Origin of the sequence: Chlorobium sp. N1 (assembly GCF_004332115.1) — a bacterium.
Lineage (GTDB): Bacteria > Bacteroidota > Chlorobiia > Chlorobiales > Chlorobiaceae > Chlorobium.
Genome location: NZ_SJPA01000016.1, coordinates 1 through 15,717, shown reverse-complemented (window position 1 = coordinate 15,717; position 15,717 = coordinate 1). Strand labels below are relative to the sequence as shown.

The 15,717-nt window shown below is 50.0% G+C and carries 8 protein-coding genes, 1 pseudogene and 1 CRISPR repeat array; of the genes and pseudogenes, 3 read left to right on the top strand and 6 right to left on the bottom strand.

Features of this window, described 5'->3' with window-relative positions; genetic code table 11:
- Positions 1-259: 259 nt before the first annotated feature.
- Positions 260-1,608: direct repeats of the CRISPR family, unit length 28 nt; unit sequence TTTCTAAGCTGCCTATGCGGCAGTGAAC.
- A gap of 131 nt (positions 1,609-1,739) precedes the next feature.
- From cas6f to cas1f, 6 genes are read right to left on the bottom strand one after another with little or no spacing between them, the layout of a single operon-like run.
- Positions 1,740-2,294, bottom strand: a complete 555-nt coding sequence (gene cas6f, locus E0L29_RS11030) for a type I-F CRISPR-associated endoribonuclease Cas6/Csy4 (protein WP_131359033.1) — start codon at positions 2,292-2,294, stop codon at positions 1,740-1,742.
- 5 nt (positions 2,295-2,299) lie between these two features.
- Positions 2,300-3,337, bottom strand: a complete 1,038-nt coding sequence (gene csy3, locus E0L29_RS11025; protein ID WP_131359031.1) for a type I-F CRISPR-associated protein Csy3 — start codon at positions 3,335-3,337, stop codon at positions 2,300-2,302.
- Positions 3,338-3,371: 34 nt separating this feature from the next.
- Complete coding sequence (gene csy2, locus E0L29_RS11020; protein ID WP_165498896.1) at positions 3,372-4,307, bottom strand: type I-F CRISPR-associated protein Csy2; 936 nt, start codon at positions 4,305-4,307, stop codon at positions 3,372-3,374.
- Positions 4,307-5,593, bottom strand: coding sequence for a type I-F CRISPR-associated protein Csy1 (gene csy1 / locus E0L29_RS11015; RefSeq protein WP_131359022.1), 1,287 nt, complete (start codon positions 5,591-5,593; stop codon positions 4,307-4,309). The genes csy2 and csy1 overlap by 1 nt, the downstream gene beginning before the upstream one ends.
- Before the next feature lie 28 nt (positions 5,594-5,621).
- Complete coding sequence (gene cas3f, locus E0L29_RS11010) at positions 5,622-8,936, bottom strand: type I-F CRISPR-associated helicase Cas3f (RefSeq protein ID WP_131359019.1); 3,315 nt, start codon at positions 8,934-8,936, stop codon at positions 5,622-5,624.
- The gene (gene cas1f, locus E0L29_RS11005) at positions 8,933-9,904 is read right to left on the bottom strand and encodes a type I-F CRISPR-associated endonuclease Cas1f (RefSeq protein ID WP_131359016.1); all 972 of its coding nucleotides are present in this window, start codon (positions 9,902-9,904) and stop codon (positions 8,933-8,935) included. Before cas1f ends, cas3f begins: the two co-directional genes overlap by 4 nt.
- A 564-nt stretch (positions 9,905-10,468) precedes the next feature.
- Between cas1f and E0L29_RS10995 the strand changes: the two genes are divergently transcribed.
- The 3 genes and pseudogenes from E0L29_RS10995 to E0L29_RS11715 form a co-directional block, all read left to right on the top strand.
- Positions 10,469-11,062 (top strand): recombinase family protein, encoded by a 594-nt coding sequence (locus tag E0L29_RS10995; RefSeq protein WP_131359010.1) that lies wholly within the window; start codon positions 10,469-10,471, stop codon positions 11,060-11,062.
- Positions 11,063-11,381: 319 nt separating this feature from the next.
- Entirely contained in the window at positions 11,382-14,924 is a 3,543-nt protein-coding gene (locus tag E0L29_RS10990; RefSeq protein WP_131359007.1) for a hypothetical protein, read from the top strand.
- 44 nt (positions 14,925-14,968) lie between these two features.
- Positions 14,969-15,128 (top strand): annotated as a pseudogene (locus tag E0L29_RS11715) (helix-turn-helix domain-containing protein); the annotation flags it as partial.
- Positions 15,129-15,717: the final 589 nt, after the last annotated feature.

Genomic DNA, 15,717 nt, shown 5'->3' with positions numbered 1-15,717 from the left:
CGGCTCAAGAACGAGCCACAGGAAGAGTTAAATGAAAGAGAGGGGCAGCGCCTTTCCGCTGCATAACCAGCAGGTTTCCAACTTAAACTCAGGCCCTTTTTGTCTATAGGACGGGGTCCACTAAAATGCCGCCCTCCGCTCCAGCATGAGATGCTGACTCTGGTAAAGGGCATTGTGCTGAAAGCGATGCGGGCGGGTGGTCAATAATAAAGTGGTGGCGGGGTATAGACGGGGTTATGCAAGGCCTAAACTCACAGCATTTCTAAGCTGCCTATGCGGCAGTGAACTCCTCCTGCGTGTTGATTATGATGTCGCCGTTTTTCTAAGCTGCCTATGCGGCAGTGAACCGGCATGCTTGGCCTTGCCGGTATGCGCTCCTTTTCTAAGCTGCCTATGCGGCAGTGAACTAAGCACCAGTCAGGTCGGCGTACGTCAAGTTTTTCTAAGCTGCCTATGCGGCAGTGAACCTGAATGTCGCAACAGGCGGTCTTATCGGGCATTTCTAAGCTGCCTATGCGGCAGTGAACTCCGATGGTGTTCCACATGTTGGCGCCCGTCATTTCTAAGCTGCCTATGCGGCAGTGAACAGACTCAGCGACGGCAATGTGCGCAGCCTCAATTTCTAAGCTGCCTATGCGGCAGTGAACATGCGCTCCGCTTGTTTGGTCTGTACGGAATATTTCTAAGCTGCCTATGCGGCAGTGAACTCGTCGAGGAGCTTGCTGACGTGGACAACTCCTTTCTAAGCTGCCTATGCGGCAGTGAACGGAGTGTGAGTTCCGTTCGCTGTATCGGCTTTTTTCTAAGCTGCCTATGCGGCAGTGAACTTCCCGGTTCCGCCAGGTCGGGTTGTCAGAGATTTCTAAGCTGCCTATGCGGCAGTGAACTGATGGAGGAAGGCGATAATAAAACGCACGGATTTCTAAGCTGCCTATGCGGCAGTGAACACGGCGGCGTCGTTGGGCCACTCCGAAATATTTTTCTAAGCTGCCTATGCGGCAGTGAACATCTGCGTCATCAGGCGCAGTAACGCCGTCAATTTCTAAGCTGCCTATGCGGCAGTGAACGAATCACGCAGTGGATAAGCCTCCGTCAGCGTTTTCTAAGCTGCCTATGCGGCAGTGAACTCGCACCATTATCCAAGCACCCCGAACCTTGGTTTCTAAGCTGCCTATGCGGCAGTGAACGACTGGTACCTTCCTGCAAGGAACGAACTTGATTTCTAAGCTGCCTATGCGGCAGTGAACATGGCCCACGCTCAGTAGCAGTCTCGCCAGACTTTCTAAGCTGCCTATGCGGCAGTGAACGATTGGTACCTTCCTGCGCGGAACGAACTTGATTTCTAAGCTGCCTATGCGGCAGTGAACTTTGAGTTATGAGATCTTCTAAGAAATTCCCGATTTCTAAGCTGCCTATGCGGCAGTGAACGTGATGCAGAGAGTCTTCCGGTCGATATCAAATTTCTAAGCTGCCTATGCGGCAGTGAACTACGCATGGCGCTTGAACGGCTACCCCACTGATTTCTAAGCTGCCTATGCGGCAGTGAACATCTCGCCATCATATCAGCCCTCATCGGATTTTTTCTAAGCTGCCTATGCGGCAGTGAACTAGACGCGCAAATGGCGAACGCACTGAAAAACCTGGGGCTTTCAGCAAATTCATCATAATGACCATCACAAGATGAGTGGTTGCTATCTTATTGATTTTAAATGTTGTGGCGGCTTAAGCGGAAATTAGGGTTAAAACATTGGGACTGTGGCGTGATCGCTTAATCCATAAGAATTAAAGAGTCCTTTAACAGGGGTAGTGACTTTCTGTTGTTGAATGAAGAGCCTAAATGAATGTCCTGTACTCTGACTGAAGAGTGTGGCATAAGGCAAGCTGAGATGCTTCATAGAGTTTTCGGGTATGATTGATTGTGCTTCCTGTTCCGAAGCGCCGTGTCTTTTCATATACCTTCGCCGAAGTCGTTCTACATTGCTTTTGCATTGTACCCTTCTTACCGTCATCGCTTCTGTTGTCTCAGGGGTCTCGAGAATGTTCCCGATTTTCAGATGATCACGGATTGCTGATGCGGCAATGTGTCCTGATAATTGTTGCAAACGTTCGGGGCGGGTATATAATCTTACTCGATTTCCCAGTCCCGTTGAACTTATGCCAGGGAAGCTAATTGCGGTGTCGGATGCAGACATGGCGACCAAGGCATGATGCAGCACATCATACAGGCGATTCATTACCACATTGGTATTGAACTCTGGCGTTGGTATGAGCAGGATTTCTTGATAGTGTGTCATAGGGGCTACTCCTTTCCGCTTTCGCCAAAGACACCGCCCCTAACCAGTGTAGCCATTACAAAATGGCGGTCACCATCGGATTCAGGCGCTTTGTCTCGGGTTACCCATGAGTCAAGCAAGGTATAGAAATCCTTTTTTTGCTTGGGCTGTCGAAACGCCTTGCCCATGGATGTCACTGATCCATATGGCTCCACAGCTATCGGGCCGATTGCATCTTCATCCTGATACCAATCGTCAATAGTCCTGATTGCATTGCCGATTTTCTGTGAATGCATTGCCGCTTGGTCCGCAATCGAATACAGTGTTTTGCTTTTTTGTCCCTTGCCTGAAGACCCTCTGTCTAGAATCAGCTCCTGGCTCGGATAAACCTCTTGGCCCTTGCCGATACGGACAAATGCCGTGACGTCAAGCAGGGTATATTTGTCTCCTGACAGTCCGGCTTCGATTGCATGGCTTAAAGCGCTAAGGTTGCTTTTCGATTGTTCAGGGATCGTGAAGCTCTGTAATGTGAACGAAAATGCGTCGAATAGCCATTCTCGGTAATTGTCTCCATCCTTGTGGCGCACGATGACCTCAATTGATTCTGCCCCGAGGCGATTTCTCCATAGAAATCGTCCATTTGCGATATTGACTGCATATCGCATAGACAGTTCTGCAAATCCGGTTTCGGCGGCGTAAGATTTAACAATCTGGCTGAGCCGGTTCCGATAGGCCGCATCATTGCATGAGGATGGTTCGCCGGCGCCACCGATAATTCTAAGCGTAAAATTGACTTTTAAGGTATCCGCATCATTGGGAAGCGTTGCAACATCTACCCGTTGAAGATTTGGGTTCTCGATTGCAGCGTCCAACTTTGCGGGGTCTGTGTCTTTAGTTTTCATGCGGTTTGAAATAGTGCCTCGAATGGCTTTTTCACGAACCGTCAGCGGCTTCCAGTTAATGGTTTCCCTCCTGTCAGACCAGAAGCCGGAAAAGAATAATGCATCAGATGGGTCCAGTTTCCGTTCAAATGCTAGAACAGAAGCGGTTTTGATGTCTGCCATGGTTTATCTCCTTTTGTTGTTGAATTATTTCGGGTTAACAGCAAATGCATTGGTAAACGCCCTTTTCGGAATCGTGCTGGTATTGCCAGAAAATCCTGCTGTTCTCATCAATGCGGTGAGGGCTGATCCATTGTCCAAGAGAGTAAATGCATTCGGTGAATGCAAATGGACTTGTGTTGTCGCGCGCATTGGCGATTGTTCCTGGCTGGTATAGTTGTGAGATGGAGCGGTAGCCAACGGGAATTGGAACAATCCATCCTGGTCGTTTCCGGACTATCCAGTCAACATTTTCAGCATTGATGTCCTGTGTTTCTGGTTCTGAATGCAGTGCCGCGATGTCCAGCAGGGCATCGAGGGCGGTAATTTCTGGTTCAGTGGATTGCATTGTGGAGATTTGTTCCGCCAAGAGATCTTCCCTGCTAATAAGCATGAATCCTGGCAGGAGTTGGCGGAGTGCTTTTTTCAATGTGCTCCCATCAAAGTTCCAGTCAATAAGTTTTGCCTTGTTTCTGTCATGTTTAGGCGCCAGCATAGATCCTCCTGCGAATCGAAGGGTATAGGCGATTTCAAGGATGTTTGCTGCCATCTGTGCGGCTTCTTGCTCATTGAGCTCATAGTATTGAGCGTCACGCACTTGAAGTAACAGGCTCACCGTCATATGTGCCCGGCCTTCTTCCGAAATGGACGCGGTTTTGCCACTTTTATCGACCGGGTTTCGGGTTAATCGGAACACCATGTCTCTGGTTCCAGGGGGCAGGAAAACCTGAGGGTAAAACTGGTGGCAGATTATCGCCGTAGCTGTAAAAGAGAGCGTAGGGTACTTGTTGTTGCATGAGCGTTGGAGGGCATGCACAAAGCCGAGCACCGCTGCAATGGATGGGAATCCCCAGGTGAGCGGACTTGAAATACAGTTGGCATTTTGTATGGCCAGCTTGGGAAGGATCAGTATGGCATCAGGATTCTTTTGCATCAGCAGACCTCCGGATTGAGCCATTGCAGCTCATTTTCGAAAAGTTTTTTCCACTCAAAACGCTCGTCGTCGCCGAATCGCATCTTTTCTGTCTGGAGCGAGTCATTCAGCCAGTTTGCAAATTCAAGACTTACTTTGTCAACCCATTCGATTGTTCTTCGTTGTTGCACCCAGGGATCTCCCGTTCGGCTCGGGTCCAGCCAATAGGCCTGATGGGGGAGAAGTCGACAACGGTCGTCTGCTGACCAGCCAGGTGGCAGTTGCTGGACTTCTGAAGCATAGAGCAGGATCAAGTCAATAATTTCTGTGACATAGTTTTCTCGCTGTCGCCTGATTTCAGCGGTGTTGGTTTTGTCCTGCATCTTTGTCAAGAATGCTTTCAGGGCTTTGAGGGGGATTGTTGTTTTAAAGGCAGCTATACGGTGGAAGATTGACTTTACTCCGAATGGAGCACGGACTGCGGCTGTTTTCCAGAGAGGCGGCAAGGATGCCAGCAAAAATGCCTGGCCATGTCGTTCGATGTTCAGTTGAGAAATGTTTTGTGGCTTGGTTCCACCAAACTTTTGGACAGCTAGGTCAGGAAAGTCGAAATGGGAGTTTGTGGACGGTTTCTTTTCTTTTTTTGCCTTGAACGCCGCTTTGTTTTGCTCGCTGTAACGGGTTTGTATTCGTAGGTATACCTCATTGACAAGGGCCGTTGGATAGAGCGGTGCCAGAAGATGGTAGCTGTCATCAGAGAGAGGAAAGTAGACCTGTTTTGCCAGTGTATGTGTGGCTGGAGAAACCTGGCTTTGCATAATGCCGCAAAATGCGGCGGTCCATTTGTTTTTCTGTTCGACGTTCCCAGGCAAAGCTTTTCGCAGGACGGCGTCGTTTCTTGCCATTCGGGAAAGAAGTGATTCTTTATTATGGCTTAGCTGCAGGAATTTGTAGACATCCAGTTTGGCTGCGTTGCCGACGGCATCTGGCGTGAATTGAGGCTTCAAATCCGCTGAAGACGCAAAATGCCGACAGCGGGAGGCTGCATTATGCTCAAAGATATTGCTGCCCTGTGCTCCTGGATTAAGAAACTTTACTGCATGGGTGACAATCGTTAGTTGCTGGACCCTGCGTGCTGCGTCATCAAGCCAAGTTGTTACTTGATATTTTTCTGCCAAGGCAGCGATTGTTTCGGTATCCGAATCGCGAAGATCTTTGAGTTTGCCTTGATGCCGTTCATGAATGAACTGTTCAATCATTTCTCGAAGGCACGCCTCGTCCGTCATCGCTTGTCTGTCATGTTCCATATGAATGTTCCCGTTAAGGATTTATTGATCAAGACTGAACACGCTGCAGCCCTAATATGTGGTGGTAATTCCATCCCCGCTCTGCTCCACGTGTTGGTAGTTCTATCCAGCCAAATCGGTGCGCGCATGTTGACCGGTCAATTGAAAGGCGATTGGCAGCGGAGTCAATCATGGTCGCATAGTCCGAAGAAATCAATTCACCGATGTTTTGCCCCTTTTCCATGTGCAGGCGCTGAAAGAGGCCATCATTTTTCTTTGGCAGTTCCCCCTCGAGGTCATAGAAAAACGGAGTGTCGCTTTCTTCATCTTCGTCAAGGAGTAACCCGAAGCGCTGCCGACCCAGCGGATCGTACCTGAATGGTGTAACTCGCTGCCATTCAGCTGAAAAAGCGGCCTGGGTAGTCCACCATAGCGATACGGAGTTACCGTGGCATGCGATATCGCCCAGCATCAGGTCATGAATTCGTGCATGCTCTAGGTCAGCAAGATTGTCCCTTGGTGCAAGGGTGGCTTTTTCTGCAATTCTCGGCCCCGCTGAAATTTCTTCATATTGTTCGGGTGCAATCAGGCTTGTGAGATCATGGGAACTCAGAGAAAAACGGGGAGACTCTTCAAACCCCGGCCAACGGTAGGTTGCAGAGCCGTCCCGATGCTCAAGGCTCCGGATGTTTGTGCCTAAAAGAATAATGTTTGGGCTTTTGCAGGGGGCCTGCCTGTGGCGCATGACACGTCCGGCAAGCTGGATGATCGATCGCATGGAGGATGGTTCAACAATAGCCCAATCATAATCGTGGTCGCGTCCAACTTCTGCTACCGGCGTGGCAAGTACGGCAATAATGATATTTGCCTCTATGGAGTCATCGAGTATCTCCCGAAGTAGCGGGTCTCGGAAAACATTTTCCGATTCGTTTCGGTTCAGGAGCCGGTCAAGGGTTGATTCAATGGTAGAGCGGACAATGAGAGGATGGCGGGCGTGGTAGCAGCAGAACCTGATATGATGGTTTTCTTTTGCATCTGTCTTGAAAAGAGTCAGCGCGATATCAATCAGAGGGTCAATATTCGCGAGCCGGATTAAACCAAAACTTACTTTTTTCCCGGTTATGGGATCCACGCTGTGATGCTCCTGATGCATGGTGTGCAATAACCCGTGCAGTGTCGCCGCGACTTCATCCCGAACAGATTTCTTGTTTTGTGCATCGCACTGAACTGGAATTATTGTAGCTCGTCGACGAACCGGCGCCTGCTTTAGCCGTTCGAGTCGCTTGGCGACAAATGCATCGTGTGCTGTCCTGAAGCTCTTGGTATCGAAATGATCGCTAGCGGTGGCGCTGTTTCTATGTTCATCAAACCAGGCACAGATGATTCCGCTGGGGCGACTAGATGCGCCCCGTTCTTTATTGAACTCTCTGCGGCCTGCATGATATGCCTGAAAGAGGCCTTCGACCAGAGATGGGGGGAGGGTGGCGGACGAGAGCAGCACTTTGCTGCCGAGCATGCCCGCCCAATGCACAAGCCGGGTCAGTGCTGGTAAATCTTGAATGTCAAAATCATCTGGCTCGTCCAGAATCAGGTCTGATGTCAGCAACCGGAGCATGGGTGCAATCTGACGGCCACCCTTGAATGCTTCCGTGGCACCGATCAGATGATCAATGGTGCATGTTAGGATTGGCGCAGCAATCAGGGCGTTGCCATTCCAGGTGTTGTCCATCCATTGTTTGAGGGGACCGATATCGGAAATGCCGTCGAAATGTACATAGCTGTTATCGTTCAAAAGCGGTTCGGCTGATTCAGAACCATTATACGACCTGTCATTCGATGCGTGACTCTGGTTCATGGCAAACAACTCCCTTGCCGCACTGGAGCCGACCAACACGGCAAGATCATCAGATCCAAGTGCCAGTCGCTCACGATAAGCGTCTCCGGTCTGTAGTGTCAGTGTCCGGAGTCCAAGTGCAATGGTGAATCGGGCACCTGTTTCCGGTTTGGAAAGGCCATACATGATTCGTCCGTTGGCAAACGTTTTACCGCTTCCGGTGGAGGCCATATTGATCCCGAAAAATCCATTCGACATGGTTCTCTCACGGATTGAACAGGCCAGATCATAAGCGTTGTCCTGCCAACGATATCGATCGTCATGAGAACGCTTGGTGAACCCTTTGTGGCGAGCAATGCGTGGCAATGCAAGATCCAGTTTCGGTAACACGTGCACAATTCGCCTGACGGTGTTTTCGACCCCAAGAAGGTGTTCGTCGAGCCGTTGTTTCGTTTTGCCGGTTGTTGGATTGGTGTTTGCAAATAAGGGGAACCCGGCATCCCCTAATTCCGGATGAGCCTCTAGGCTTGAATAGTGATGATCGGCAAGCATCATTATAAGCCGAGCCATATGCGGAGCGAATAAGCCGTCCATCCAGTTCCTGGTTAAGAGGCTTTTCTTTTGTAGAGCCATTTCGGCAATGAACTTTGCCCGCCTTTGCCAGTGTAAGCTTTCCAGTGGAAGACCGTTGCTGAAAATCCAGAATGATGCTTTGTGACTTAGATCGGAATCATCTCTTGCAGAGTTCCATTCAGGACCCACCTGTGCGAGTAATGAGATGAGTCGACGTGGATTGAAGTCGTGCAGTCCCTTCCCCTTCTGCAATGGTAATTGGTGGTGGGCCAGCATCAGCCAACCGATGATGCTGGCAAGTGGGGGGAGTGTTTTAAATGGGCTGGCCAATGCGGATATTGTCTGGCTGTCTTTCTTCAGGTTATGCAGTATGCGCTGGCGCAAAACCACGCCTGCCTGCTCCTCGTTCTGAAGGTCTTTAAGGCAGGTTAGCCATGCATTGTCGCCTGTATCAGAATTTCCCTCAAGTGACTGAATGACAAAAGCTTCAAACAGTCGTAATGAGACCCATTCATGGCGGAATGCATCAGCTTCATGTTTTTTTGATGAAAGTTTATTCTGGAACCCTTGGCTGGCTTTGCCAAAATCATGAAAAAGTGCTGCCAGAGAAGCCAGAAGTTGAATATCCTGCAAGGCATGCCAGTCATGTTCATGTTTGACCCGGAGAATGTCCTGTTCCGTTCGGTTTGTAGGCGTGGCCCCCCGTTCATTGAATTTTGCAGCATTGCCGACGATCCACATGAGATCGGTTCTGTCCTTCCCCCGAATCCAGTGGCATGCGATGGCGCTGTTCCTTCTGGCTGTTCGTTTGAGCATCATTCTGAGGGTGTTTAATCCTTGCATGGTGATGTGTGTTCGCCATGTCCGGTTTCCGCTTCGCTCGGCAAACTGATCCAGAATCCTTCGGGTTTCAGCTAGCGCGTTTTTTGAGCACTCTGAGACGAAGAGTACGTTCATACGTCCCCTCCAAAATCAAGCGCAATCTCTTTCAGTGAGTCAATGATGAAGTCCATGGCGTTATGCGTTGTGAAGCGCTGTATGCATGCACCACGAAAGCCCTGTTCATCATCGCCACGATTGGCTGCGATAAACGCCAAGGGAAGAACCAGGGCATCTTTAATCAAGTCTGCAGCGTCAAAGACCAGTCCTCCCCGTCTCGTTTTGCCATGGAGAAGCGCTAACCCGTGTGGCAAGCCTAATACCCATGTAGCGGTTGCCCCTAAGCCGTAGGCCAGATAGTTTCCATGATCGAGAAACCTGTTGGCCGGATCGCTTCCCTGACCTTTGCCAATTCTGCTGAAGTCGCCGTATTTCACGGCCTTTGACGCTAACTTGAACAAGGCTTTTGTCAGGCGTGCTTCAATAGTCAGCAACTCCATTGTATTGGATGCTCCAGAAAGGTCAGCAATGGATTTGTCTAGCAGGGCTTCAATTGCAGATGCATCAATCAGAAACCCGTCATTTCTCAGTTCACGGTCAAGCCAGTGCACATTGATGCATCGCAATCGTTTCAGTTGCAGGGCTTTTGCTGCGGCCAACCTTAGGCTGTCATCAAACCAGAACCGCACCCATGCTTGTAAATATTCAACTGGACGATACTCACTCTGGGGAGAAAACCAGGCGATATCCATCTCCAACTCATTAGCGCTGAAAAGAGGGGTTGATCCACCTCCACAGAATCCAACAAGGACTCCCGCCTTTGCCAGTTCACGCATCGCAGCCTGAGTAATCGAGGTACCTGTACCAAGCAGGAGGGAGGTAGTATTGGCGATGGGAATGTTCCAATAAAGAGATTCCTTGCCGGCCTCTGTTACGTATTCAACCCGTCCGCCATTAACCAATACTCGGCAGTGCTCCAAATAATACAAGTTGGCCCGCTTGGAGTGCAGAATGGATTTTAGGTCGGATGGAGCTAAAACTTTCATCAAAGTGTAAGGGTGTCCTGACAAACCCGATGGCTTGCCAGTTCGTTTATGATTAATTATTTATTTTTTGCCGAATAAGTGAAGAGTGATGGGAGAAAGGGCGATGATGGGCCATCGAGGCAAAGTCGCATTTTTGCTCAATCAAGAGTTCGGATTGAGGCGTCTTTACTGTGTAATTTATATCAACCTTAACACATATCGCAAAGTATATCGGAAGAAATATGGCAGTGGGGGTCAGACAATAGTTGTCATATGCGCGGTGATGTCACGTATTTCAACTGGTTTTTTCGAAACGGCTGTGCTGCTAGATAACCCCACGGGCAACTGCGGGTTGAGAAATCGATCCTCCCCGCCTTTATAGAATATCGCCAAGATGATATGTGCATCTGCCATTGAGCACCATTTGCGTAAGCTGCCATAGTGCTGTAGACTCATATAACGGTCGTTTTATGAGACAGCTGGTAAGGGGGTAGCAATGCCCCCTTTTCCTGGCCATATCTGTCTTATAAATGCGTATCCTATATCTATAGACCGCCTACTCATAAAAACAAGATGTTTTCAAGAATGATCGTTAAAACGCCCAAAACCGGCAGACTGATCGGCTATGCCCGAGTCTCAACGACCGGTCAGGAACTCAACCTGCAGCTTGATGCCCTGAAGCAAGCCGGCATACCTGACAAACTCATCTTCATCGACAAGGCAAGTGGTGCGAAAACGGAACGGCCGGGTCTCGCAGCCTGCATGACGGAACTGCAGACAGGGGATACGCTCGTCATCTGGCGGCTGGACCGACTCGGCCGTTCGCTGAAACATCTCATCAAGATTGTTGAAGAGCTGAAGGGCAGGGGAGTCGGGTTCCGCTCAATCAGTGACGGCGGGATCGACACCACCACCGCATCAGGGGAGATGGTGTTCAACATCTTCGCTACACTGGCGCAGTTTGAGCGGCGATTGATTCAAGAGCGGACGCAGGCGGGGTTGAAGGCAGCGCGGTCAAGAGGCAAGAAGGGCGGACGGCCGAAGATCACTGCGAATGATCCGAAGGTGCAGATGGCAAAGAAGATGAGCAAGAACCTCAGCATCAGCGTTGGGGAGATCTGCAGCACGCTGAAGATTTCACGGGCGACGTATTACCGGTTCTTGAAAATCGGAGCGTAATCTATCATTCTGAATCAGGTGTTCCCGTTACTGCTCTCGCAATTGTAGGCTTGTAACCAAACTATACCTGCAATTGAAAATTCGATGTATTATAGGTATATAATACTAGTATGCCTTGCGTTCGTGCTATTCCATCTTTCCTCGATCTCTCTATGAACCCGTTTTTCATTCAGTCCCACTTATATAACTCCGAATGGGCACATGGGTGCCAGCAGTTGGAGAGCCCTAACAAGCGCAAGTTGATGGACTGGTTTGGAGCGCAACGGAAAACTAGTTGCAAATGCGGGCATTAGTCATAAGAATCCAGGGGTGACAGTAGATGGCAAAGAAAAAAAAACTATGCAATCCATTCTCCACCGGCGGTGGCGGCCCCCATTTTGAAGCGCATGTCCAAGCCTCCTTTGTCACGCTGATGCTTTCCGGCGGGTACGCCCCCTGTCTTCCCTGTTGGCCTATTGCAGAAATCAAACTTCAGGGCAAGATCGACGGCTTTGATACAGACGACCTCGTTGTTGTCGTGGAAAACGTGAACAGCAAAGAACGGTGCAAACTTCTCGGGCAGGTCAAGCATTCCATTGCCATCACGCAGGGCGGCGCCCTGTTTGGGGAGGTCATTCAGGCCGCCTGGAATGACTTCAATAACCCAACTGTGTTCACTAGGGGCAAGGATATTATTGCATTGATCACTGGACCGATCAGTGCGACCGACGCGCACAATGTGCAATGGTTGCTGAACCAGGCGAGGCACACCAAGAACGTTGATGAGTTTTTCAGAAACGTCCAGCAGACGAATTTCAGCCCACCCAAGAGTACCGAGAAACTGGAAGTCATTCAGTACCACCTAATGGCAGCAAACGGCGGCAACGATGTTTCAAGGGACGAACTCTATGACTTCCTTAACCACGTCCATCTGCTCGGTTACGATCTTGGTAACGAGTTCGGTGTTGTTCTGTCTCTACTGCATTCCCACATTTCTCAATTCCAGCAGCAGTCTCCGCTGTGGGTGTGGTCACGGGTTGTCGATATTGTACAAACCTGGAACCAGAATGCCGGTACGATCACGCCCGGCAAGTTGCCGGAAGACCTTCTCGACGCCTTTAAGCAAAAGGCCATGGCTGTGATACCCGAGGAGATCAAAGCGTCCAATGAGAAACCTAAGACCGATTGGACCCAGCACCCGGACGCCACCTATCTGGCTTTGGCGATTTTGATCGGCTCTTGGCAAGATAAAAGTCAATGCGACCTTGAGGCGATAAGCCAACTGCTCGGAATCAGTTATGACGAATGGTTAAAGAAGGCGCGGGAAATATTGCACTGCCCTGACAGCCCGTTGTCTCTATACAACGGCATCTGGAAAGTTGTTGATCGAGCCGAGCTTTGGAGCCAGCTGGGATCTCGTATCCTTGATCAGAACCTCAATATGTTTAGGACGCTTGCCGTTTCCGTACTGAAGGAGCCAGACCCTGCTTTTGAACTGCCCGCCGAAGAGCGATACGCGGCAAGCATTCACGGCAAGGTGCTGAAATGTTCACACGTGTTGCGAAAAGGCATTGCCGAGGGCTTGGCTATTCTGGGCAGCCAGCCGGAGTCGTGCGATAACTGTTCGCAAGGGACAGCTGAAGCAACCTGCGTATTGGTAGCACGTGAACTTCTAACTGATGCCGACTGGGTTTTGTGGGGCAGTCTGAACGGTTTGCTACCCACTCTGGCCGAAGCCGCCCCGAATGAATTTCTTGATGCGGTTGAGAAAGCGATGCGTCTGACGTCCTGTCCCTTTGATGAGCTTTTTTCTCAGGAAGGCAACGGCATCACCGGCGGCAATTATTTAACCGGCCTGCTCTGGGCGTTGGAAGGGCTAGCTTGGGATGAACAATATCTGGTTCGAGTCTGTGTTGCGCTTGCTGAACTTGCCAGCCATGATCCCGGCGGCCGGTGGGCCAATCGCCCATCCAATTCGCTTGCAACCATTTTGCTGCCATGGTTGCCACAAACGCTGGCTTCTGTTAAAAAACGGATGGTGGCGGTGCAAGCGATCCTTCGGGAATGGCCGAATATCGCCTGGAATCTGATCATGCAGCTTCTTCCCGGCCAGCACCAGACCTCTTCCGGTTCATATAAACCAAGCTGGCGCAAGACCATCCCCGCTGATTGGGGAAAAGGTGTGACGCATCAGGAATACTGGCAGCAGGCATCATTTTACGCGGAGCTTGCCGTGGCTGCCGCTGGTCAAGATCCTGCTCGGCTTGCCGCATTGATTGATCATTTTGATAACCTTCCTAAACCAGCTTTTGATAAACTTCTTCAGGCTCTTGCATCCCAACCCATTTCAGAGCTTCCCGAAGAGCAACGACGATTGATTTGGGACCATCTCACGAAATTCACAAACACACACCGGCGGTTCTCCGATGCGGAAGGGGCATTGCCCGACGAACTGATTACCTACATTGAACACGTTGCCGAGCAACTCGCCCCCACCAATCCTTTCAATTTATATCAGCACCTATTTTCAAACCGTGACTTTGATCTCTACGAAGAGAACGGCGATTGGGATGAGCAGCGAAAGAAACTTGACACCCGGCGCGAAGCGGCCATTTCGGAAATCTTCCAGCAAGATGGTGCCGAGGGTGTTATCCGATTTAGCGAATACGTTTCTTCACCAAGTCAGGTAGGGCACGCGCTTGGAGTTATTGCCGATTCAGTCATTGAGCTCACACTTTTACCTTTCTTCCTGGATTCAGCGGACAACAAGCGCAAGGCCTTGGTGAGCGGTTTTATCTGGCGGCGTTACCATCTCAAAGGCCGGGAGTGGTGCGACGGCCTCAATAAATCTCATTGGACGCCCGAGCAAGTAGGTCAATTCCTGACTTGTTTGCCGTTTACCAAGGAAACATGGGATCGCGCTTCAGAATGGCTTCAAGCCCACGAGAGTCAATATTGGACCCGCACCGGCGCGAATGCCTATCAGGCCGATGGCGATCTTGCCATTGCGATTGAAAAACTGATTGAACATGGCAGACCACGCGCGGCAATCAACTGCCTGGAAAGGATGCGCTATGACAAGCAGCCAATCGATACGAATCAATGTGTTCGAGCGTTGCTCGCAGCGCTTTCCTCCAGTGAGCCAAGCTACGCCATGGATGCATACCACATCGTCGAACTGATCAAGTTTCTTCAGACAGAGCCTTCGGTGAACCAGGAAGACCTCTTTAGAGTCGAGTGGGCATATGTTCCCTTGCTCGACCGTCATAGAGGTGCCGTGCCTCAACTCCTTGAAAGCAGACTAGCCAATGATCCCGAGTTCTTTTGCGAGGTAATTCGACTGATCTATCGTTCCAAGAAAGATGATCAGCCGTCTAGAGAACCTACCGAGGAATCAAAGGCAATTGCAACAAATGCCTGGCAGCTACTCCATGAGTGGAAGATCCCGCCGGGAACACTACATGATGGAACATTCAGCGAAGAGCGCTTTGCTGAATGGCTCCAAAGGATAAAGGACGTCTGTACGGAATCTGGGCACCTGGAAGTTGCACTTATCAAAATCGGCGAAGTATTGATTCACACTCCACCCGATCCAGAAGGATTATGGATACGCCGCGCGGTCGCTACCGCACTGAATGACCGTGAATTAGATGATATGCGCAATGGCTTCAGGACGGGGACATACAACTCACGCGGTGCTCACTGGATTGACCCAACCGGAAAGCCGGAAAGAGAATTGGCTGAACATTTCCGGGTTAAAGCCGAGGAAATAGAGAACGCCGGCTTTCAGCGATTTGCAGTCACCTTAAGAGGTTTGGCGGACGGCTATGACCGAGAGGCTGAGCGAATAAATAAAGATCAAACAGACCTAGAAGTAGAATAATCTCTATGCCTAACAACCTCATCAACCCTATGTGTTAACATAGGGCACTCGCCAAAAAGCGTGGGGCATACCGTGGCCGGAAAAAAGTGCTGAGCAGCGAACAAATTGCCGACCTGAAAAGCAGGATAGCCGCTGGCCAGCCGAAAGGTCGCCCGCGATTTCGCCATCAGCCGCGAGACGCCTTACCAGTATCTGCGGGCAGACGGTTCACAGCAACACTGCACATTCAAGATGGCTGTACGTCATTATCAGGTAGCTTTTCAGTCTGATTCTGCTTTCAATAGCAGATAATCACTATATTACTATCAGTCTTTCTAAAAGATAGCTCCAGCTTTTTCGTTAGGATTATTGGTACCTTTCATGCTGTCGCCCCTAATCCTCAAGCTGACAACAGATCTTTCTGAGACGTATCCGCATCTTATCCGTCAAGCGAAAGAGCTGGTGCAAGTTTGTGCTGAAAGAAAGATCAGAACCAGCAACCTGTATAGTACAGGGAAATGCGAAGTTATTATGCCGATCCGTATAAGACGCTGAAATAAACCCTGATATAAGGCATAAAAGATTAATAATTATGTAATTAACGGTATTCTATCTTGTTTTTCGATTGCGTGTTATATGGGTTGGAATTCAAAAATTCGCGGTTTAGGCGGATCAATCTAATTATTGTGGCCCTTCGTCGAATTTAGTGGGTCGCTCTTCGGCAAACTACTGCATTGTCAGATTGCCATGTCGAGCTTCCCGCAGTAAAACAGGATTCGGGTTCGGTAGCTTTCGAAGCTGTGGAACCCACGGG